The 21979-nt window shown below is 51.5% G+C and carries 22 protein-coding genes; 17 read left to right on the forward strand and 5 right to left on the reverse strand.

The genetic code is table 11. The annotated features are described in order from the left end of the window. Positions 1-84 precede the first annotated feature (84 nt). Both yfbR and HLG76_RS07205 read left to right on the forward strand, forming a co-directional pair. Positions 85-687, forward strand: a complete 603-nt coding sequence (gene yfbR / locus HLG76_RS07200; RefSeq protein ID WP_021022254.1) for a 5'-deoxynucleotidase — start codon at positions 85-87, stop codon at positions 685-687. Beyond that, positions 677-2032, forward strand: coding sequence for an anti-phage deoxyguanosine triphosphatase (locus HLG76_RS07205; protein WP_021022255.1), 1356 nt, complete (start codon positions 677-679; stop codon positions 2030-2032). Before yfbR ends, HLG76_RS07205 begins: the two co-directional genes overlap by 11 nt. Here the strand turns inward: HLG76_RS07205 and HLG76_RS07210 are convergent. Then, positions 2022-2651 carry a tRNA-uridine aminocarboxypropyltransferase gene (locus HLG76_RS07210; RefSeq protein WP_077774289.1) on the reverse strand — a complete coding sequence of 210 codons (630 nt, stop codon included), beginning with the start codon at positions 2649-2651 and terminating at the stop codon, positions 2022-2024. The genes HLG76_RS07205 and HLG76_RS07210 overlap by 11 nt on opposite strands. A gap of 76 nt (positions 2652-2727) precedes the next feature. Then, a complete protein-coding gene (locus tag HLG76_RS07215) occupies positions 2728-3948 on the reverse strand; it encodes a pyridoxal phosphate-dependent aminotransferase (RefSeq protein WP_021022257.1) in 1221 nt (406 codons plus the stop codon). Between the two features lie 292 nt (positions 3949-4240). Here HLG76_RS07215 and HLG76_RS07220 point away from each other — a divergent pair, with 292 nt between their 5' ends. Genes HLG76_RS07220 through HLG76_RS07245 form a run of 6 tightly spaced genes read left to right on the forward strand, consistent with a single transcriptional unit; the run spans position 4241 to position 11427 of the window. Beyond that, positions 4241-5539 (forward strand): isochorismate synthase MenF, encoded by a 1299-nt coding sequence (locus tag HLG76_RS07220; protein WP_158011317.1) that lies wholly within the window; start codon positions 4241-4243, stop codon positions 5537-5539. Further along, positions 5539-7308, forward strand: a complete 1770-nt coding sequence (gene menD / locus HLG76_RS07225) for a 2-succinyl-5-enolpyruvyl-6-hydroxy-3-cyclohexene-1-carboxylic-acid synthase (protein ID WP_175993364.1) — start codon at positions 5539-5541, stop codon at positions 7306-7308. The genes HLG76_RS07220 and menD overlap by 1 nt, the downstream gene beginning before the upstream one ends. Continuing rightward, positions 7308-8090 (forward strand): 2-succinyl-6-hydroxy-2,4-cyclohexadiene-1-carboxylate synthase, encoded by a 783-nt coding sequence (gene menH / locus HLG76_RS07230; protein ID WP_077576285.1) that lies wholly within the window; start codon positions 7308-7310, stop codon positions 8088-8090. The genes menD and menH overlap by 1 nt, the downstream gene beginning before the upstream one ends. Before the next feature lie 60 nt (positions 8091-8150). Next, positions 8151-9017, forward strand: a complete 867-nt coding sequence (gene menB / locus HLG76_RS07235) for a 1,4-dihydroxy-2-naphthoyl-CoA synthase (protein WP_077576286.1) — start codon at positions 8151-8153, stop codon at positions 9015-9017. A gap of 8 nt (positions 9018-9025) precedes the next feature. Then, positions 9026-10045 (forward strand): o-succinylbenzoate synthase, encoded by a 1020-nt coding sequence (gene menC, locus HLG76_RS07240; RefSeq protein ID WP_077774287.1) that lies wholly within the window; start codon positions 9026-9028, stop codon positions 10043-10045. After that, entirely contained in the window at positions 10042-11427 is a 1386-nt protein-coding gene (locus tag HLG76_RS07245; RefSeq protein ID WP_175993365.1) for an AMP-binding protein, read from the forward strand. Before menC ends, HLG76_RS07245 begins: the two co-directional genes overlap by 4 nt. On the opposite strand, the gene HLG76_RS07250 is transcribed toward HLG76_RS07245, so the two are convergent. Continuing rightward, positions 11424-13286 carry an MFS transporter gene (locus HLG76_RS07250; protein ID WP_175993366.1) on the reverse strand — a complete coding sequence of 621 codons (1863 nt, stop codon included), beginning with the start codon at positions 13284-13286 and terminating at the stop codon, positions 11424-11426. The genes HLG76_RS07245 and HLG76_RS07250 overlap by 4 nt on opposite strands. 115 nt (positions 13287-13401) lie before the next feature. Then, entirely contained in the window at positions 13402-13797 is a 396-nt protein-coding gene (locus tag HLG76_RS07255; protein ID WP_021022265.1) for a TM2 domain-containing protein, read from the reverse strand. 188 nt (positions 13798-13985) lie between these two features. Between HLG76_RS07255 and HLG76_RS07260 the strand changes: the two genes are divergently transcribed. After that, the gene (locus tag HLG76_RS07260; protein WP_175993367.1) at positions 13986-14855 is read left to right on the forward strand and encodes a Tim44 domain-containing protein; all 870 of its coding nucleotides are present in this window, start codon (positions 13986-13988) and stop codon (positions 14853-14855) included. A gap of 97 nt (positions 14856-14952) precedes the next feature. On the opposite strand, the gene HLG76_RS07265 is transcribed toward HLG76_RS07260, so the two are convergent. Further along, positions 14953-15219, reverse strand: a complete 267-nt coding sequence (locus HLG76_RS07265) for a YkgJ family cysteine cluster protein (RefSeq protein WP_021022267.1) — start codon at positions 15217-15219, stop codon at positions 14953-14955. 164 nt (positions 15220-15383) lie between these two features. Between HLG76_RS07265 and HLG76_RS07270 the strand changes: the two genes are divergently transcribed. The 8 genes from HLG76_RS07270 to HLG76_RS07305 all read left to right on the forward strand — a co-directional run bounded on the left by HLG76_RS07270 (position 15384) and on the right by HLG76_RS07305 (position 21920). Then, positions 15384-15824, forward strand: coding sequence for a YcgN family cysteine cluster protein (locus HLG76_RS07270; RefSeq protein WP_175993368.1), 441 nt, complete (start codon positions 15384-15386; stop codon positions 15822-15824). A 101-nt stretch (positions 15825-15925) separates the two neighbouring features. Then, the gene (locus HLG76_RS07275) at positions 15926-16285 is read left to right on the forward strand and encodes a hypothetical protein (RefSeq protein ID WP_077460358.1); all 360 of its coding nucleotides are present in this window, start codon (positions 15926-15928) and stop codon (positions 16283-16285) included. 49 nt (positions 16286-16334) lie between these two features. Continuing rightward, on the forward strand, positions 16335-18458 hold the full coding sequence (locus HLG76_RS07280; protein WP_175993369.1) for a protein-disulfide reductase DsbD: 2124 nt from the start codon (positions 16335-16337) through the stop codon (positions 18456-18458). After that, the gene (locus HLG76_RS07285) at positions 18455-18973 is read left to right on the forward strand and encodes a protein disulfide oxidoreductase (protein WP_175993370.1); all 519 of its coding nucleotides are present in this window, start codon (positions 18455-18457) and stop codon (positions 18971-18973) included. Before HLG76_RS07280 ends, HLG76_RS07285 begins: the two co-directional genes overlap by 4 nt. Before the next feature lie 29 nt (positions 18974-19002). Then, positions 19003-19734 carry a DsbA family protein gene (locus HLG76_RS07290; RefSeq protein WP_175993371.1) on the forward strand — a complete coding sequence of 244 codons (732 nt, stop codon included), beginning with the start codon at positions 19003-19005 and terminating at the stop codon, positions 19732-19734. Between the two features lie 119 nt (positions 19735-19853). Continuing rightward, positions 19854-20834, forward strand: coding sequence for a tRNA dihydrouridine(16) synthase DusC (gene dusC, locus HLG76_RS07295; RefSeq protein ID WP_021022274.1), 981 nt, complete (start codon positions 19854-19856; stop codon positions 20832-20834). 8 nt (positions 20835-20842) lie between these two features. Beyond that, positions 20843-21478, forward strand: a complete 636-nt coding sequence (locus tag HLG76_RS07300) for a YecA family protein (protein ID WP_175993372.1) — start codon at positions 20843-20845, stop codon at positions 21476-21478. A 4-nt stretch (positions 21479-21482) separates the two neighbouring features. Next, positions 21483-21920, forward strand: coding sequence for a (deoxy)nucleoside triphosphate pyrophosphohydrolase (locus tag HLG76_RS07305; protein ID WP_077660657.1), 438 nt, complete (start codon positions 21483-21485; stop codon positions 21918-21920). Positions 21921-21979 lie beyond the last annotated feature (59 nt).

A 21979-nucleotide genomic window follows, 5' to 3' on the forward strand; every position in this document is an offset into this window, starting at 1 on the left:
CACCGTCTTTGCGCGAATAATCCTTGTGTCTGCCGGCCGGAATGCACACAATGAAATCTGGTTGTAGGAAAGTAGCAGGACGCAATGACTCACAAACAAAGTCACTTTTTTGCTCATCTTGCCCGGATGAAGCTGATTTACCGTTGGCCTTTGATGCGCAATGTTTCCGTCGAAAATATCTCTGAACACAGTTTACAAGTCGCGTTTGTCGCCCACGCCTTAGCGCTTATTCACAATAAACGTTTTGAAGGGCAGTACCAGCCAGAACGTATTGCGGTACTGGCGATGTTTCATGACTGTAGCGAAGTCATCACAGGCGATTTACCCACCCCGGTCAAATACTTTAATCCGTCGATTGCCGCTGAATATAAAAAAATCGAGAAAATGGCGGAGAAAAAGTTGATCGCCATGCTGCCGCCAGAGCTGCAGGATGAATACAGCGGGTTGATTGATTCAGACCATATTGATCCAGATGATTATTTGTTGGTGAAACAAGCGGATATTTTATGTGCTTACTTAAAGTGTCTGGAAGAAATCGCTGCCGGTAATCATGAATTTGAGCAAGCTAAGAAGCGACTTGAAGCATCACTAGAAAAGCGTCGTTCGCCAGCCACCGATTACTTTATGGCCACCTTCGTGGATAGCTTCACCTTATCGCTGGATGAGATCAGTGACGATGGATTTTGAACTACCAGATACCTGGCAAACACGCCAGATGAGCAATGAGAACAAGAAGCGCCGTCATGATAAGCGTACCGTTTATCAGCGTGACCGTGCGCGTATTTTACATTCAGCCGCATTTCGCCGCTTACAAGCCAAAACACAGGTGTTGGGGGCTGAGCATAGCGACTTTTATCGCACCCGTTTAACCCACTCGCTCGAGGTGTCACAAATTGGCACCGGCATTGTTGCGCAGCTTAAAGAAAGACAGCCTGAGTTTCGGCCACTTTTACCGTCCACTGGGCTGATGGAAAGCTTATGTCTTGCCCATGACATTGGCCACCCGCCATACGGACACGGTGGTGAAGTGGCATTAAATTATATGATGCGAAACGACGGTGGCTTCGAAGGCAATGCCCAGACATTTCGGATCGTGACGCTGCTTGAACCTTATACCCAACATCATGGCATGAACTTGGCGCGTCGTACTTTGCTGGGCGTAATGAAATACCCCGCGTTTATTAGCGCCGCACACAATGGTTCACAGCCAACGCCTGTCAGCGACTTTCGTCATCTCAAAGCGCGTGATTGGCAACCTGCTAAAGGTATTTATGATCATGACAGTGTACGCCGAAACTGGGTACTTGAGCCGTTCAGTGCCGCCGATCGGGCGTTATTTTTGACGTTCAGAGACAACACGCCTGCTGACCAGCATCGCAAGACGCGTTATAAGTCGTTGGATTGCTCCATTATGGAGTTAGCGGATGACATCGCTTATGGTGTCCATGATCTGGAAGATGCAATTGTGATGGGATTGGTCACCCGCGAACAATGGCAAGAGGCCGTGGCAAGTTATATCGCTGAATGCGGCGATCCTTGGTTAGAAGCCAATATTGGTGAACTGAGCGAACAAATGTTCGGTCCTCCGTATGAGCGCAAAGATGCGATCGGGGCCTTGGTCAACACCTTATTAACCTCCGTCGAGGTGGCCCCGACGGTTCAAGATGGTACCTACCGCTTTACGTCTCCTTTGTTAGCCTGGAACGCCTATCTAACCGAGGTGATGGCTGGCGTGCTGGAGGTACTGAAGCGATTTGTCAGTGAATTTGTAGTGAAGCAGCCTGAGCTTCAGGTGGTTGAGTATAAAGGTCAGCAATTGGTGATGGAGTTGTTTGACGCCTTTGCCTCTGATCCCGAGCGCCTGTTGCCTAAAGACTATCGACAAGATTGGTTAACAGCACAAACCGCAGGGGAGTCGGGCATGCGCGTGATTGCCGATTACTTATCGTCGATGACAGACAGTTTTGCTCAGAAGCTACACAGCACCATGTTTACCGCCGCGAGTAACGGTCCCCTGTACGCTATTCGCTAGGACGGGGATGATTGGATGATGCCGGCATAAAGGCAAGCTGGCGTTCGATCATCGCCTCAAAGCTTGTGAGTAAGGGCTGATAATGTTCACGATCACCACTTAACTCACTCAGTGCAGCAAATCCGGCCTCAAGGGTCGAAAGGGCCCCTAGCTTACTACTTTTGCGGATGGTGTATTGGCTCGGTGGCATGGTGGTAATCTTGACTGTGGGTAAATCATGGAGATTCTTTGATAACTGATACAGTTTGTAAGCTTTTTTCCATGTTCCGTCGAGTAATATGATCCCCCATGGTATCTCGCGGTCGCTTTCTTTGGCTGATGCTAATGGCTTGGTCAGCGATGATAGAGCGATAGCATGCTCGCCCGGATATAACACTGCATAGCGGCGCTGGGACCGTGCGAGCCTTTCATTCAGCGCGCGGTGCTCGCTAAAATCTTCTCCTATCCAACGCTCACAATGCTCTAATGCTAACGCGAGTAAACAAGCACTGTTTTTCGGGTGCGAGACTTCATCGGGATGCTGCAAGATAATCACCGGGATTGTATTGGTGATTGGTGTAATGGCATCGCATACGCAAATGGCTTTCGCTTTATGGCAAGATGAGCAGTATCGAGACATGATGGTCACTGTTTAATAACGGAATCAAGCAGCGTTTTACCGCTGCTTGATAATAAACGCAAGGTCGATCAAGCCGTTAGGTGGCTTGGCTATAACCGCAGAGAAAACGCTCAAAACGACTGATTGCCATTTCCAAATCATCCACCCGCGGGAGCGTGACTAACCGGAAATGGTCCGGCTGTTGCCAGTTAAAGCCGGTGCCGTGCACCATGAGGACTTTTTCTTGCAACAAAAAGTCGAGCATCAGCTTTTCGTCGTTATGGATGCTGTAGCGCTTGGTGTCGATTTTAGGAAACAAATACAATGCTCCCTTGGGTTTTTTACAACTGACACCAGGGATCTGATTGATCAGCTCATAGGCTTTGTCGCGCTGCTCCAGTAATCGACCGCCCGGCAGGATCAATTCGTTAATGCTTTGATAGCCGCCGAGCGCAGTTTGAATTGCATGCTGCATCGGTACGTTGGCACACAGGCGCATCGACGCCAGCATTTCAAGCCCATCGATATAACCACGCGCATGCTGTTTGGGCCCGGTCACGAGCATCCAACCGGCACGAAAACCACAGACTCGATACGCTTTAGACAAACCGTTAAAGGTCAAACAAAGCACATCGGGAGCGAGGGTAGCGATAGAATAATGCTGCGCCCCGTCATAGAGAATTTTATCGTAAATCTCGTCGGCAAAAATGATCAAATTATGCTGGCGGGCCAGCTCGACAACCTGCAACAAAAAGTCACGGCTATAGACGGCGCCGGTCGGGTTATTGGGGTTAATCAGCACCAGTCCGCGAGTCTTTGGCGTAATTTTGCGCTTGATATCGTCTAAATCTGGATACCAATCAGATTCCTCATCACACAGATAGTGGACTGGATTACCGCCTGATAACGATGCTGCGGCTGTCCAAAGTGGATAATCCGGCGAGGGCACGAGTAGCTCATCGCCATTATTCAGTAACGCTTGCATGGCCATGACGATCAGTTCGGAGGCGCCATTGCCCAGGTAGACATCTTCGACATCCAGATCCATCAAGCCGCGCTTTTGGTAGTGCTGTACAACGGCTTTTCGGGCTGAATAAAGGCCTTTCGAATCACAATATCCTTGCGAGGTCGGCAAATTCCGAATCACATCGACCAGGATTTCGTCTGGGGCATCAAAACCAAACGGCGCAGGATTGCCGATATTGAGCTTTAAAATCCGGTGGCCTTCCTCTTCTAGCCGTTTGGCTTCTTTCATCACTGGGCCGCGAATGTCATAACAGACATTATCCAGCTTGGCGGACATACCGATTGGTTGCATTACCCTTCCTGTCAATCAAAGGTGAAAATTGTTATTAGGCTTTTTAAGTAACTTACACTATTTCTCACCCTCTTCGAAAGATGGTTGATCGATTTGATCAGTATTGGTTGAATCGAGTGCTGTTTCGCTTGTGTCGGCAAAAAATCAGCCAATTTTAACCGAAGACTGATCTAGCGCATATTTGTCTTATGCCCTGACAGGTTAGACTGACAAGCAAGAATAACGTGCTACATAAATAGCAGCAGGTACAGACTTGCGAATAGGACTGCCGCCTAGGCGGTTGGAGGATGTCGTGACTACCTTGATTCAAGCGGCCAATCACTTGCAAAGCCAGTTGGCGATCAGTCAAGCGCCAACACAGTTGCAAACCGATTTTACTTGGCCAGGAGATTTATCACCGATTGCGTGGCTAGACGCCCAGCCTGTCTACCCGAAAAGCTATTGGCAGTCGCGTGATGGCCGGGAAGAGGTGCTAGTACTGGGCGCTTGTCGTCAGTTTACGCAAATTCAGCAGGCGCAGGCTAGCTTATTACCCGAGCAGCGAATCTGGGGATGCGTTGCGTTTGATGATACACCAGGCAGTGGTGATTTCTTTCTTCCCGTGGTGGAGCTTATTCGTCGCGATAAGCAGTGGCAGCTTTGTGTCAATCTTATCGCTGAAACCGACAGCCAAGCTATTCTCAGCCAAATTATCTGGCAAGGCCGACCCCTCGCGCCGATGGCTGGACGGATCCGTCAAGAAGTACATACCCCAAACCATCATCAATGGTGTCACTCGGTGACGCGTGCATTGTCAAACATGGCCCACACTGAGCTGAAAAAAGTGGTGCTTGCGCGGCAAACCCGTTTAACCTTGGACGGGGCGGTGAGCGGTGGACAGCTTCTTAGCCACAGCCAACAACATAACAGCGAGAGTTTCCATTTTCTGTTCGCAACGGGACCTGAAGATGCTTTTGTCGGATCGACCCCAGAGCGACTCTATCGGCGTCGAGATTGTCGCGTGACCACAGAAGCGGTCGCGGGCACCGTACGTCGCGGCGCGAGCTTTAGTGAAGATCATCATCTCGGTGAGTGGTTGCTAAACGACAGTAAAAACGTTCATGAGAATCAGTTGGTCGTTGATGATATTTTTGCCGGCTTACGGCGTCATTCGTTAACGATTACCGTTGATCCTGAACCCCATTTGATTGTGCTCCGTCATCTTCAGCATTTGCGTCGTCGTATTAGTGCCATCGTTGGTCCTGGTGTCGATGACAGTGTGATCTTGGGCGCGCTTCAACCGACTGCTGCGGTGGCGGGACTTCCTCGTGATACGGCCCGCGCGTTTCTCGCCGAACAAGGGATCACACGCGGTCGTTACAGTGGAGCCGTGGGCTATATTTCACAACGTGAAAGCCAATTTTGTGTGGCGATCCGAAGCGCGCAATTGACCGATAATACGGTGGATTTATTTGCGGGGGCAGGAATTGTTCCCGGCTCTGATCCTGAGGCTGAGTGGCAAGAGTTAGATAACAAACTGACGACCATGCGTCAGTGTCTCCCTTATCGTCATGCCCACGAGCACGACGACGCCATTGTTGGAGTGTGTTAATGTCGCTGACACTCACGCATATATGGGCCGAAACCCTTATCGACGAGTTATCGCGCTTGGGCGTCAAACATATTTGTATTGCCCCAGGATCGCGATCGACGCCGCTCACACTGGCCGCCGTGAAACAAAGTCAGCACCCTCAGCGTCCGGTGACCTTACATTGTCACTTTGATGAACGTGGTCTTGGTTATCTTGCCTTAGGCTTAGCCAAAGCCGGACAGGCACCGGTGGCGGTGATTGTCACTTCCGGAACCGCGGTGGCGAATTGTTTGCCTGCAGTAGTCGAGAGCGGGTTAACCGGTGAGCCATTAATTATTCTGTCTGCAGACCGTCCGTTTGAATTGGTCGATTGCGGGGCGAACCAAGCGATTGTGCAGCGCGATCTGTTTTCGTCCCATGTTACTGCCCAACTGGATTTACCTACGCCAGACGCGGGGATGCCACTGAGTGCTTTATTGACCAAGGTGGATCAGGTGCTTGCCCATCAAGCGGCATGTGGTGGCAGTGTGCATATTAATTGCCCGTTTCGAGAGCCATTCTATGGCGAACGAGATGCAGCGCTTGAGGCTGAGATCCGTGCGCCGATTGCTAACTGGTATCAAAGCCAACAAAGCTATACGCGCCATCATGGACGGTTTTCTACGCCGATAGAGCGAGATAGCCTCCCGCCCAGTTTGCCATCCGATCGCCCCGTAAAAACGGTGATTGTGGCGGGTGCGCTGCCGCACGGATTATCAGCATCGGTTAACCGCTTAGCCACAGCGCTGAATGCGGTGGTATTAGCCGACCCGCAATCGGGCATCACGAGCACAGCACCTGGCTACGATCTTTGGTTAAACCATCCCAACTTGCAGGCGCAGTTGTCTCAGGCGCAATGGGTGATCCAGCTCGGCGGGCGTTTAGTGTCAAAACGCTTGGGACAATGGTTGGCGCAAACCTCTGCGCAATATTGGTTGGTGACGGATAATGCGCAGCCACTTGATCCTCATCATCGGGCTATTGAACAGTGTGTTGTCGACAAGCGCCACTGGTCGTTATGGCTTGATGCACTGACTGACCAGGTGAGTGCGGCGTGCTCAACGTCTGAAGGGTTCACATCGTCGGTGGGCTCGCCCCTTGTTTGGCAACAAACATTGACGAATGAGGCGAGAGCACAGATGGAGAAAGCGACTGACAGGCTCTCTCCCTCATTGCTGTCAGAGCACCGCTTATTTCAACAATTACCCACGATGCTTCCCGAGCACGTCGATATTTTTATCGGCAACAGCCTAGCGATTCGTTTGGCGGATATTTGGTCGCAACTTGGCGCCTATCCGGTGTTTGCCAATCGCGGTGCGTCAGGCATTGATGGGCTATTTGCCTGCGCTGCAGGCGTTCAGCGATGCCGACGTCAGCCGATGCTGGTGGTGCTTGGCGACACGAGCGCGCTTTACGATCTTAATAGTCTTGCACTATGGCGTGAGACGGCTGCCCCGGCAGCCATGCTTATCCTCAATAACAATGGCGGCGGCATTTTTGATTCCTTGCCAGTCGATCCGCAGCTTTGTGACGCCTATTATCGCATGCCGCACGGTCTGCACTTTGAGCAGGTTGCCGCGCAGTTTTCCTTGAACTATCAACAACCAACCTGCGAATCTGATCTCGCTGCTGCGCTCGTCCAAGCGTTTAATACACCAGGGACTGATGTGATTGAAGTGGTGACGCCCGCGGGTGAAGCGGGGAAAATCTTAACAGAGCAACTTGCCAATATGGCAGCGCAGGAGGGGTGATGTTGGGATATCAGCAGGGGGGCAAGGTGGACGGTCCCAAGGTGGTTTTTTTGCACGGTTTGCTGGGGAGTCAACAAGATTGGCAAGGTGTTACCTCGCGCTTAAAAGCCTGTCACTGGCTCTGTCTTGATTTACCCGGCCATGGTGACAGTGTTGATTGTCCAAGCGTTGATTTTGCCACTACTGTCGACGCGGTGCGCCAGACCTGTGACCAGGTGTGGGGTAATCAGCCAGCGTATTTAGTGGGGTATTCGCTTGGTGCGCGCATCGCGATGCATTTAGCCACCGCGTATCCAGCTCGTTGGCAGGGCGTATTCCTCGAAGCGGGACACCCTGGTTTACTGCATCGCCATGAACGTCATCAACGGTTGGCCCACGATCAAGCCTGGGCTCAGCGCTTTACGCATGAGCCGCTCTCGATGGTATTAAACGATTGGTATCAGCAATCGGTGTTTCAATCCCTTGATGCGACGCAGCGCGCCAAACTGATGACAGTGCGTGGTGACAACCATGGGCCCGCGATTGCCGCTATGCTCGATGCCACATCGCTCGGTCGGCAAGCTGATCTGCGTCCCGCATTAGGTGATGCGTTGCGACAAGGGTTGTCGATTGACTACCTTTGTGGGGAGCAAGATCCTAAGTTTATCTCGTTGGCCCACTCGCTACAGCGCACAACCGGGATCCCCTTCACTTTGATAAAAGGGGCGGGACATAATTGTCATTGGGCCAATCCGTCGTCGTTTGTGCAGGTGCTATCAGATAACGACCGGTTATCAGCGTAACGATTTTTATCTTCCAATTTTCGGGGCCTTGTACCCCATCAACCAATTAAGGGGAAAGCCATGGCTGTAACGCCGGGAATGACCGAACAAGAACTGTATGCACCCATTGACTGGATGCCGACTGAGCTAACGTTTAGCGATATTTTGTATCACAAATCCGCCGATGGTATTGCGCGTATCACTATTAACCGCCCTCAGGTTCGTAATGCGTTTCGTCCGCAAACCGTTAAAGAAATGATGCAAGCGCTCGCTGATGCTCGCTATGACAGCCGAGTAGGCGTGATCATTCTGACCGGTTTAGGCGAAAAAGCATTTTGCTCTGGGGGCGATCAATCGGTACGTGGTGATTATGGCGGCTATCAAGACGACGAAGGCACTCATCACCTGAATGTGCTCGACTTCCAGCGTCAGATCCGCACCTGTCCCAAACCTGTGATTGCCGCGGTTGCCGGTTATGCTGTCGGTGGTGGTCATGTTCTGCATATGATGTGTGATCTAACCATTGCGGCCGATAACGCCCAATTTGGTCAAACAGGCCCCAAAGTAGGCAGTTTCGACGGCGGCTGGGGTGCCTCTTATATGGCGCGGATTGTGGGGCAGAAAAAAGCGCGTGAAATCTGGTTCCTTTGCCGTTTTTACAATGCGCAAGAAGCGTTGGACATGGGACTGGTCAATACAGTGGTGCCCTTGGACGAGCTCGAGCGAGAGACCGTACGCTGGTGTCGCGAGGTGCTGCAGCATAGCCCAATGGCATTGCGGTGTTTAAAAGCGGCACTCAATGCCGATTGCGATGGTCAAGCAGGGCTTCAAGAATTAGCCGGCAACGCCACCATGATGTTTTACATGACCGACGAAGGGCAAGAAGGGCGAAATGCCTTTAACGAGAAACGTCGGCCAGAGTTTGATCGTTTCCCACGCAACCCATAGAGGTCTTTATGAGACAGGCACGGATATATCAATACACCTTGCCGGTCACTGCCGGTCTATTTTTACGTGACCAGCGTTTAACCCAGCGTGAAGGCTTGGTGGTGGAATTAAGCGAAGGCGCACAACGCGGGTGGGGCGAAATTGCCCCTTTGCCTGGATTTAGTCAGGAAACCTTCGCCGAAGCACGGCACGCTCTGATTGCCGCGACTGCTGTTTGGTGTGATCACCGTAATATCGCCATGCCCCAATTGCCACCTTCGGTTGCATGGGGGTTAAGCATTGCCCAAGCGGAGTTGGATCAACGCTTGCCGACCCCGTCCTCGTTTCAGACGGTGCCCGTGTGTACCGGGGATCCGGACGCGCTATTCGCCGCACTGGGACATGTGTCGGGTGGCCCGCATTCGGATGGCCCGCACTCGGATGATCCATCCGATCAAGCCAAAGTTAAAGTGGGTGAGTATGAAGTGGCGCGTGATCGCTTAATGGTGACCACGTTGCTCGATGCCATTCCTCACCTTAGGTTGCGTCTTGATGCTAACCGTCGTTGGCGGCCTGAACAATTTGCGGCCTTTTGGTGTGGTCTGAGTCAGGCGCATCAAGCGCGAATAAGCTGGATTGAAGAGCCCTGTCGTGATCCTTATCAGTCTCTTGCTCAAGCAGAGGCATTAGGGGTGCCATTAGCATGGGATGAAACCTTGCGAGATAGCGACGACACAGGGTTAAAAGAAAGTGATCATGTAAGGACTTGGGTGATCAAACCAACAATGATGGGTGATTTCGCGCAGGTGAGTCAATCCGTTACACGCGCACACGCACTCGGTAAAATAGCCGTCATTAGCTCATCACTTGAAACCAGCTTGGGACTGACGCAATTATCGCGCGTTGCCAGCTCGCTCACCCCGAATGTTGTGCCTGGGCTCGATACCTTGGGCGTGTTTGAACAACAGCTGGATCGAACCTGGCCTGGCGCCAATCAGCCTTTGATTCCACTCGATGACCAGCCGTTAATTTGGGTCAATACCTTGTGACGTCGCCATGCTTTGCTTTTAACACCTGGCCGTGGCGTTACTGGGCGGCTGACGCGCCTGATGCCATCGCGATAGATAGCGAGACCCCCCTCACATGGCAGGCGTTGCGTGCTTTAGTCGATGCCCAGCATCGGACGTTCAATGATGCGCCAGTGGTGGTATTAAATAGCCACGATGCCCTGCAGTCTTTGGTGGTCACCTTGTTGGCTGCTTGGCAAGCCGGTAAACAAACCTTGGTGTTAAATCAGGCATTAAGTGCGGATGTACAAACGGCAGTGCTCGATAATCTAGGTCCTTTTCAATGGGCCCACGCTCACCAATCGGTGCCTGACGCGCAATCGGCACGCAATATGGCGCCTTGGCATATCGACATGCCGTTAACCCTTACCTTGACGTCAGGATCGACTGGCGCGCCCAAAGCGGTGGTACACGGCGCGCGTCAGCATCTTGCCAGTGCTGCCGGTCTGATCAAGCGGCTACCGTTTACAGGCGTCCGTGCCTCTCAAACGCCGGATCGTTGGTTGCTTTCTTTACCGCTTTATCACGTCTCTGGTCTTGCCATTGTGTGGCGTTGGTTGTTAGCCGGGGGGGAGCTTGGCATTTATCCGTGTCGAGGCGAGCACTTAGTCAATGCGTTAAAACGGGTGACCCATGCATCACTGGTCCCAACCCAGCTCTATCGTGTCTTGCCCGCATTGAAGGACGAGGCCGAACCATGGCGTTTGGCCCATGTATTATTAGGCGGTGCGGCGATCCCTACCGCTTTAACCCAAGACGCCGAAGCGATGGGTATTGCCTGCTGGTGCGGCTATGGTATGACGGAAACGGCATCAACCGTGACGTTAAAGCGTGCCGATGGTCAAGATGATGTCGGCGCGCCGCTGCCTTATCGTGATGTGCAGATACGTGACGATGGTGAGATTATCCATCGTGGTGAGACGTTAGCTTTGGGATATTGGCAAGCGGGCCAGCTACACCGCTTAGATGCAGAGCAAGGCCTTGCGTCGCGGGATCTCGGCCGTTGGCAGACCCAGCAGGCGGTATCGGTACTGCGCGTTGTCGGACGTCTAGATAATCAATTTATTTGCGGCGGCGAGAATGTTCAACCTGAAGCGATCGAAGCGCATTTACAGCGGTTGAGAGGCGTGACGCAAGCGATGGTTGTTCCGATTGTCGATCGCGAATTCGGTCATCGCCCACTAGCCATTGTGCAGAGCGCGAGCCCTTTTTCGCCCCAAATATTGGCCGAGCATTGTGCCTCACTGGCGCCGTATCAGCGCCCGGCACATTACCTTTGTTGGCCTGAGACGCAACAAGACGGCCAAATCAAACCGTCTCGTCACGCTTTGGCCCAATGGGCGCAAGCTTATATGAAGAGTTAAGCGTTATCTTCTTGGAGGCGAATCACTTCGTCACGCAAATAGTCAGCATTTGCTTGCTCAGGTTCAACCGCTGGCCCGGCGGCAACCGTCACCTTAGACCAAAACCGTTTTGGAAGCTTTAACATCGCTTTGCCGCCATGGCGGCTGAAGTAACTGCCCCACAATCCTTGCAATGCAAGGGGCACAACGGGGACAGGTGAGCGTTGCAATATCATGTCCATACCCCGGCGGAACTGATCAACCTCCCCATCATAAGTAAGGTGTCCTTCAGGGAAAATGAGCACGACTTCGCCATTATCCAGCGCACGTTGGATCTCATTCATCGCGGTACGAATTGTGCGGCCACGATGACTAATAGGGATCACTTTTGAGGTGCGGAAAAACCAATGGAGAACCGGGATCTTGTATAAGTCTTCAAACATCACAAAGCGTATAGGGCGATGACAGGCGCCCGCGAGTAAAGGGGCATCCATATAACTGACATGATTACAAATCAGCAGTGCGCCCCCTTTGTCGGGAATATGGTGCAGATCTTTGTGCGTCACACGGTATAAGGTGTGCGTGATCATCCAGGTAAAAAAGCGTAGAGCAAAAATAGGCACGAGCTTACTGACGTAAAGTGCGACCACCAGATTGAGTGAAGTGAGCAACAGAAAAAATTCCGCAATCGAGAGCTCAACGACCACCAACATGGTGATCCCCAGTATGGCACTGGCCACCATAAACAAGGCATTAAAGATATTGTTCGCGGCAATCACACGCGCACGTGCGGCTTTATCGGCGCGTTGTTGCATCAAGCTATACAGGGGCACAATAAATATGCCACCAAAAACGCCGATCATCAGCAGATCAATAAACACCCAAGTTAACGCCGGGTCGGTGACAAAAGCGAGCAAATCGGCGTGAGGTGTTGGGTTGGCCGGAGTAGCAAAAAATAGATGCAGTCCAAACACCGTTAAACCGATGCTGCCCAATGGCACAATCCCAGGTTCGATACGATGGCCAGAGAGTTTGTCGCACAATAATGCGCCGACCGCGATCCCAATCGAAAATAGCGTCAATAAAAACGAGACACCTGTTTCACCGCCCCCGAGCAGTGCCGTGTATTTCGGAAATTGTGTGAGATAACTTGCGCCTAAAAACCAAAACCAGCTTATGCCTAGTATCGCTTGCAGGGTTACCTTATCTTTACGCGCAAAGCGCAAGGTTTGCCGCATCAGTGATACGGGTTTGTAGCGTAAGTTGAGTCCGGGGTTACCTGCTGGCGCGGGGGGGATAGCATGAGCGGAGAGCACCCCCAGTAAAGCAAAGACGAGTACCGCAATCCCCGCAATAAGATTGGAATCAGGATGATGGGCGATAAATCCCGCTAATAATGTCCCGAGCAGAATGGATAAAAATGTCCCCGTTTCTACCAACGCATTGCCAGAGACCAGCTCTTTATCATTCAAGGTTTGCGGTAACAGCGCATATTTCACCGGACCGAAAAAGGCCGATTGAGTGCCCATTAAAAACAAGAGAGCCAAGAGAACGATCCACGCTTGGACATACAGTGCGACGGCTGCACAAGACATAATCAGCACTTCCAGCCACTTTACTCGTCGCATAATCCACGCTTTATCGTGTTTATCGGCAAGCTCACCGGCAAACGCTGAAAACAAGAAAAAGGGAAGAATAAACAGCCCGGCAGCCGCATTGATAAATAAGGTGGCATCCATAGGGAGCTGATCTGCGGAGGCAAACGCGACCATGATCACCAATACGTTTTTATAAACGTTGTCGTTAAAGGCGCCCAGTGCCTGAGTAATAAAATAAGGCAAAAAGCGTCGCTCGCGCAAAAGTTGAAACTGTTGGCTCATGAGTGCATTGGTCCATTTTAGCAAGGCGGTCAGCGCGTTATACTAGCAATGCGAGGCGAGGGCGCAACCCATTAAAGATTGCGCCGTCATAACGTTAGCGGGGGATTAGCGATAATTACGAAAAGGTTTGCATGTTTTTAATCGAGACTTGCTCGTTCAAGGTCCAAAAGTCGTAGAGAATACCGACTAAGAAAAAGCCCCCCGTAAACAAGTAGATAATCCCCGTGATCCACTTTCCCATATACATACGGTGAATGCCTAAGACCCCTAGAAAAGTCAGTAAAAGCCAAGCAATGGTAAAGTCAGTCGAACCGCTACGAAAACGAAGGTCGGCTTCTTTATCCATGGCCGGAATTAAGAACAAATCGACAATCCAACCAATTAAAAACAGCCCTAGAGTAAAAAACCAAATAGTGCCGGTCACCGGTTTACCGTAATAAAAGCGGTGTGAACCAAGAAAACCAAAGATCCAGAGTAGGTAACCGACGACTTTGCTGTGTGTATCATTCATGGTTCGGGCCTGTATGTGTCTTTAAGTTAGATAATGGCTTGGAGTGCAGTGGCGTCAAATGGTTCCTCAACGCGCAAAAACAACGGCGAAGAGGTGATGTTTGGTAACAATTTCTTTACTCCCTTTAATTGACTTCATCGATAAAGACTCTAGCATGAGAAGCGTCTTAAACCACAGATGATGCGATCATGAAAAAATTACTCTCTGTTGCAGCTTTGATGTTTGTCTTTGTTGTCACAGCGCCTTATGCAGAAGCGAAGCGCTTTGGCGGCGGCAAGTCCTTCGGTAAAAGCTTCAAAACTTCGCCAGCGCCAAAAAATAACACCACAAACACTAACACGCTCAAGCAAAATACCACTAAAAGCGGCAAAAAAGGGCTCGCGGGTGGTCTGCTGGGTGGCTTGCTTGCTGGTGGCCTGCTCGCGGCCTTCTTTGGCGGCGCCTTTGAGGGGATCCAGTTTATGGACATCCTGATCATGGGTCTGATTGCCTACTTTGCACTGAAGTTTTTACGCGGATTGACGCAAGCGAAGGCGGGGGCCCAAGCACAAGGGCCAGCCTATGCGGGTGAGAGTAAAGGTTATTATCATCAGCAACCTAATGCCTTTCGAAACCATGCGGCTGATGGCTCAAGCGGGGCTGCGACAGGTGGTTTTGGTGCCGACACGCAAAATGATGTGCCGTTTAACTTTCCGCCACAGTTCGATATGCAAAGTTTTTTAAGTGGTGCGCGTGAGCACTATCGTATTTTGCAAGGTGCATGGAACCACAATGAATTAGAAAAGATCCAAGAATACGTCACCCCTGAGTTATACAACGACTTAGCGGCAGAACGCGCGCGCTTAGGTACTGAGCAACATACCGAAGTGATGTACGTCGATGCAGAGATTGTCCGTGCTGATCACGACAGCCGTCGCGCACAGTTAAGCTTAAAATTCACCGGCCGTTATTGTGACCGTGTGGAGGGTGTCGAAGAAGATATTACTGATATCTGGCATCTTGAGCGTGACTTGTCCCAAGCCAATGCGCCTTGGCTGATTGTGGGTATCCAAAGCTAATTCTGCAGAAAAGCGCCAATAATACAGAAAGGCTAGTACTGCGGTAAAAACAAGCCAATATGATGAAAGCGCTAGCTTGTAGTGAGGTAGCGCTTTTTTATGTCGCCGCTTCCAGATATATCAAGTTGTCGAGCGCTTGTTGGTAATGATCGCCACAGACATCCGGGTCGGCGTCAAATGCGGCGCAAACGCCTGGGCGGTCGGGCGTACCGAAAAGCTGGCATAAATTGTTGTCATCGAGCTGCACACAGCGAGTGCCTGCAGGTTTACCATAAGGCATACCTGGAATGGGAGATGAAATACTAGGCGCGATGCAGCAGGCGCCACAGCCTAGACGGCACGAAAATGTCGATGCAGTGGGCATATTGTCGGCTTCCTCAATGTGCAGGGGCGGGCACTTTATCATTCGGCTGTACACTCTCCAACCCATCCCAATGCCTGCTTGCACTTTATCGCTATGATGGTTATAACAGCGGCGCAATGTCTTGCCGCTCCGCGCGGTTTTATTATAAAAAGAGAGCCAGCATCATGAGCACGCCCTTTTGGCAACAAAAAACCTTAGCGCAAATGAGCGATGAGGAGTGGGAGTCGTTATGCGACGGTTGTGGCCGTTGTTGTTTGCATAAGTTGATCGATGAAGAAACTGATGAACTCTACTATACCAACGTTGCCTGCAGTTTGTTGGATGATAAAACCTGCTCATGCAAAGACTATCCTAATCGTTTCTCGTATGAAGAGTCCTGTTTGAAGCTTACCCGCGACAAAATCGACGAGTTTTACTGGCTGCCAGAAACTTGTGCCTATCGTTTGTTGGCAGAAGATAAACCGCTACCTGATTGGCACCCGCTGATCACCGGATCAAAAGCGGCAATGCACAAAGCGAGTATTTCGGTCAAAGACAGCGTGGTGTATGAAATTGATGTGATTGACTGGGAAGATCATATTCAGCTCACCACGCGGCCAAGATAGGGATGCGAACCGTTAGCCTCCCGTTTGCCTAGCATCAAGGCTAACCCATTGTTTATTTTCGAGCGTGGGGCATAATGAGTGCCAATTCGACAGGAGGTGGAATGCAAAGGTACACGCGTCGTTCTAAAGCTGGCTGGGCCCTCGCAATAGCGTTATGGGTTCTGGCAGTTTGTGCCTTGCAAAATCAGCTTAGCCTGCAATCAGGGGCGCAAGCTGCCTGCCAAGTTGGCAACTTGGGAGAGCATGGTGATGAGGTCAATACAGTGGGCAAGAAATGTTCGCTGTCTGAGCAATTGATGCATCCTTCTGTACTGACCCTAGATTGGCTGCCTTCTCCACTTTGGTGGTTGATTGTGTTGCTTGCCGTTATGGCAACCGTCAGCCTCGCGGTGGTATTACCCACGCATGACCCACCCACGTATCGACGGCGGCATCTTTGCTTTTGTGTGTTCCGAGAATAAAGCGCCTTTTCTTTCCATGGCGTATTTATTTTCAACAAGGAACAGATTTATGACTCGAATCAATCACTATTGGCGCAGCGTAACACCAAGTAGCGTATGGCAAGCTTTGGTCTTACTACCGCTTTTGTCTTTATGTTTACTGTTACTCAGCCCTTCTGTACTGGCAAATACACCCGATACAGGTTGGCTGTCTAACCCTGATCACCCTCCCGTTGAGGTGCGTTTAGCGCTCACTGGTCAAGGTAATCCAGAGACTCACCACCTCGATGGCTTGCTTTCCGTCCGTTTACAAGGCGATTGGAAAACCTATTGGCGCTCGCCAGGCGAGGGCGGGGTCGCCCCAGAGCTTATCATTAACGATAGCCAAAACCTGGACGATATTACCTGGCATTGGCCAGCACCGAAGCGCCACGAGCTACTTGGCCTGACCATGTTGGGCTACAAGGGGCAGGTGACTTTCCCGCTGACCTTTGAGGTTGAAACCTGGCAACAGCCGGTTTCTTTGGATGCTACCTTGCGCTTGTCTTCGTGCACCAGTGTGTGCGTGATCACTGACTACCCTATCTCGCTCGACGTGACGCCCAGCGCACTGAAGGCTGATGGTGAGCGGATGTATCAGTTCAACCAAGCGATGAGTCAGGTGCCTAAGCCGCTACCCAGTGTGCAGGTTGAGTCTGCGGTCTGGGATGCTAACAAGCAGCAGCTCGCCGTCACTGTCACCGGTAACCAAGCTTGGCAACAGCCAGATATGCTGGTGGATGGCGAGGCGGTTATTGATGACACCTTTGGTGTACCCAGTCTCCACCGTGATGGCGACACCCTGACCGCGACCTTTGATGTCACCAATTGGATAGAACCCCCCAAGCTGACCGGTAAACCGATTCAAGTCACTGTTATTGATGAGCAGCTTCTGGCTGAGCATAGCACCACAGTGCATGCCGGAAGTGTCGCGTCGCAAGCCGGATTATCTGTTTGGGTGATTGGTGGCATTGCCCTCTTGGGGGGGCTGATTTTGAACGTGATGCCCTGTGTGCTCCCTGTACTTGGACTCAAACTTAACAGCATTGTCGCCAACCCGAATGCGACCCGTCGGGTGGTTCGTAGCCAGTTCCTGGCCTCTGCTGCCGGTATTCTGGTGTCGTTTTGGGCGATAGCTGGGCTGCTGATGACATTAAAGCTAACGGGGCAAGCCGTGGGTTGGGGCGTCCAGTTTCAAAGTCCAATCTTTATCGGCGTCATGACGCTGGTCATTTGGCTATTCGCGCTGAGCTTGTTTGATGTGCTGCGTATTGATTTGCCATCAAGCTGGCAAACTTGGCTTGCGACACGCGGTGGCCACACAACAAGCGGTCACTTTGTCCAAGGGGTATTTGCCACCTTACTAGCCACACCATGCTCGGCACCTTTTTTAGGCACTGCGGTGGCATATGCACTGGGGGGATCCTTGACCGCGCTCTGGCTGATTTTTACCGCGCTGGCGGTCGGGATGGCGCTGCCGTGGTTGCTTGTGGCGGTTTTCCCTGGATTAACTCGCACGCTGCCTAAACCGGGTCCGTGGATGAATCACGTGAAACGGGTATTTGCGCTCTTGCTGGTTGCTACCACGGTGTGGCTATTCTGGCTGTGGATGCCTTATCTGGGCGTTGTTGGCGCTATCGCAGTGGGGGCACTGTTGCTTGCTACCAGTGTGTGGCTGACATATCGTACCCTTGGTAAGCTTGCCGCGATTAAAGGCGCAGCTGGACTATTGGCCGTTATGGTATTAGCGATTGTTGGCGCCTCCTTGACGGCAGAGCGCTGGGCAACGCCGATGAACTCGGATCCGGATTGGGTGGCGTTGGATGAAGCTGTGATCGCTCAAGCGGTGGACCAGGGCAAGCTGGTGTTTGTCGATGTCACCGCGGATTGGTGTATTACCTGTCATGCCAACAAAGTGGGTGTGATATTGCAATCGCCCGTTTATGATGCCATTACCGCGTCTAATGTGGTAGCAATGCAAGGTGACTGGACCCGCCCCAGTGAACGTGTGACGCAATATTTACAAAAGCACCAGCGCTATGGTGTGCCGTTTAATATTGTTTATGGTCCAGGTGCACCAAACGGCATTGCACTGCCGGTAATTTTGACCGATAAGGCCGTCATGAGCGCGCTTGAGCAGGCAAAAACACCATGACGAGCAGTAAAATGAAACGGTCGTGGCGTGAGCGGGTCAAACGTGGTGCGCGTGACGTGTGCTGGCTCATCGTGTTTGTGCTGATATCTAGCACTGCCGTCGATTGGTGGCGAAGCCGTGATATCGACACCAGTCAGTTTCCTGTGGACACGGTCCGCTTGCTGGATGGCCGCCAACAGGATTTGCTCGCCATGTCGCAGCACGAACCCGTGCTTATCTATGTATGGGCGAGTTGGTGCGGTGTGTGCCGTTTTGTGACTCCCTCGGTAGATTGGTTGAGTGATCATGCGCAGGTGGTCTCGATCGCGTTACGCTCGGGCTCAGCGAAAAAAGTAAATGGATACCTTGCTCATCATGGTTACGATTTTTCGGTCGTCAATGATCCAGATGGACAACTCTCACGTCGATTGTCAGTGAAAGTGACGCCGACGGTAATGGTGGTTGAGCAAGGAAAAATTACTGCGATAACAACAGGCCTTACCTCACCGGTTGGCCTATGGTTAAGAATGTTGTGATGACGACAAACGTTAAAAAAGGAAACCGAATGTCCCTATCTCGTTTTTTTGCACCTTGGCTGGTGCTTCTTATGCTGGCTTTTCCGGTGAGTGCTAATACGCTATCTGATACGGAGCAAACACAGCTGGATGAAATCGTCGATTTGCTCGAAGCGAACCCTGCGCTGATTGCGAATCTTAACCAAAGCTTGCAAAAATATGTTGAGCAGCAAAAGACATTAAAACAAAACCTCGCCGCGCGCCGAGACTGGTTTGAGTCTGAGACCCATAGCTGGATTGGCGCGGAGGATCCGACGGTCACCGTGGTTAACTTTATGGACTACAACTGTCCATACTGTAAAAAGCTTGAAGACGAGCTACAGAAACTGGTTGCCGCCCACGACGATGTGAAGGTGATTAATATTGCCGTGCCGCTAAAACAACAGAATATCGAATCGCTTGATACCAACTCTGCCGTGTATGCGATGAATGTGTGGCTGGAAAAACCTGAGGCCTTTGCGCAGGTTCATGAATTATTGATGAAAAAGCGCGGTATGCATGATGCTCGTTCTTTAGAGAAAATTGCGCAAAAAACCAATACCGAATCACTGCTTGCGGGCAAAGAGCGAACCGGAGAAGCGGTAGCTGACAACTACCGCGCCTTCATGGAGCTTGGGTTGCGTGGTACACCAGCGATGATTATTGGTGATCAAGTTGCACCTGGCTATCTACCCTATCCACAGCTAGAAGCCATGGTTAAGGCGGCCAAACAAGAAGGCTAAGCGTGAGTGATACTCGCTAACCATTTGAAAGCCAGTCAAAAGATGACTGGCTTTTTTTGTGTGCTGCGATTTGAAGGAAAAGCTGGCAAAATAGCGCGCCTTAACGGTAAAGGTACGGCATGAGTCAAACGAATTATCAATCACCACGCATTGTATTAGGCCCCATGGAAGGCGTACTTGATCCCTTAATGCGCAAGCTACTGACTGAGATTAATCACTATGATCTCTGCGTGACTGAGTTTGTGCGTGTGGTGGATCAGCGTTTACCGGAAAAAGTCTTTTATCGCTTCTGCCCTGAGTTACATCAAGGTGGCTTCACCGATGCGGGGACGCCGGTTCGGGTCCAACTACTGGGGCAAGATGTTGATGCGATGGCCAGTAACGCGCAGCACGCGATTCAATTAGGGTCGCAAGGGATCGACATTAACTTTGGTTGTCCCTCTAAAACGGTGAATGGCAACCGCGGCGGCGCAGCGTTATTAAAGACGCCTGAGCATATCTACGAGGTGGTGAAAGCGGTGCGTGAAAGCGTCGCGCCTGAACATACGGTGAGTGCAAAAGTGCGTTTAGGATTCAATGATCTGGATGACTATTTAGACATTGCCCAAGCGGTTAATGATGCGGGAGCCGACGAGCTGGTGGTCCATGGCCGTACCAAGCGCGACGGTTACAAGGCAGGGACGATTCGTTGGGATTTAATTGCGGAGATTAACCAACAGTTTGCGATCCCTGTAACGGCAAACGGTGATATTTGGGGACGGGATGACGCGCTTAAGTGCCAAGCACTCACAGGCTGTGACACATTAATGGTTTGCCGTGGCGCGCTAAATATGCCCAACCTGGGTCAACATATTCGTGACAATGTTGAGCCCATGGATTGGCCTGCGGTGTTGGCCTTGTTAGTGCGCTATAGCGCACAGGAGCGCCAAGGAGACAAGGCGGTGTATTTCCCTAACCGTATTAAGCAATGGTTTAAGTATTTGCGTCAGTATTATCCGCAGGCTGACGCGTGCTTTAAGGTTATTCGCGTCCTTAATCGCGCTGATGAGATAGCCAGAGCGCTCGATAACGCGCGTGCGCAAACAGAATTCATAAAATAGGAAACCTTATGTCAACACTTATGACACTCTCTGATGACTGGGACGGCATGCCGGCCAGTTTTGTTGAAGGGGCGCTGCTGGCTGCCAACATTTGTCCTGTGCCGATGGACCCAGATACTTGGTTGTCGGTGTTAGTGACCGCCGGGGTTGAAGACGATGAAGTCGTGGCGCTTAATGACACGGACAAGCAGGCCATACTCGCGCACCTGGAGCAGCAATATCATGCGTTGATGCGTAATGACTACACCTTGCCTGACGCGTTAATGATTGCGATGCGCGGCGAGCTCGCACAAGCCTTTTCGGAAGGGTTTCTTGCCGTATGGCCCCATATTGAGCCGCATTGGCATGATGTCACACTCAATGATGGTAGCCGCCGCATGCTTTCCGCATTAGTGACCACTATGCTGCTACTGCATGACGAGGCCGGTACCTTAGCGCAAATGAAAGAGGTAGGGATTGATGTTGAGCCTGGCCAATATGTAGAGCAATTAGATCTTATGATCCAAGAAGTCGCGAAAGCGGCCGATGAAGCACAACAAGGAACGCACGGTGCGCATCAGGTGAATCCGTTTAAATCGGTTGGTCGTAATGATGCCTGCCCGTGCGGTAGTGGCGCTAAGTTCAAAAAATGCTGCGGGCGTTAATCGGATGATATCAGCAGCGCAGACGACTGCAATTCGCGTAGTGGCCGGTGTGGCCACGCACAGTCACCACGTTTTAGTGGCGCAACGACAGCCAGATTCGCAGTTTATCAGCTGGTGGGAATTTCCTGGCGGCAAAGTCGAGCAAGGCGAGACCGACCAGCAGGCACTTAAGCGTGAATGGCTTGAAGAGTTCGGCGTTGAAATCAACGTCGGCGCAGCCATCGTCGAAACCGAATACGATTATGGTGACAAGGTGATTTTACTGTGCAGCTATTGGTGCGAGATCCTGGATACGCCATTAACGTTGAAACAGCATCAGGCCGTATACTGGAGCGACCCCCAGCGGCTTGACCCCGGGGTATTTAGCGCCGCAGACCGGCCGTTAATACGTCAGTTGTGTCATTCAGTAAGCGACCATCAACTCATGCAAAGCGCCGAGTAAATCGGCGTTTTCTTTTTTATCCGGTTATCTTGGTGCCTAGTGCCTAGTGCCTAGTGCCT

Origin of the sequence: Salinivibrio sp. EAGSL (assembly GCF_013366455.1) — a bacterium.
Taxonomy (GTDB): domain Bacteria; phylum Pseudomonadota; class Gammaproteobacteria; order Enterobacterales; family Vibrionaceae; genus Salinivibrio; species Salinivibrio costicola.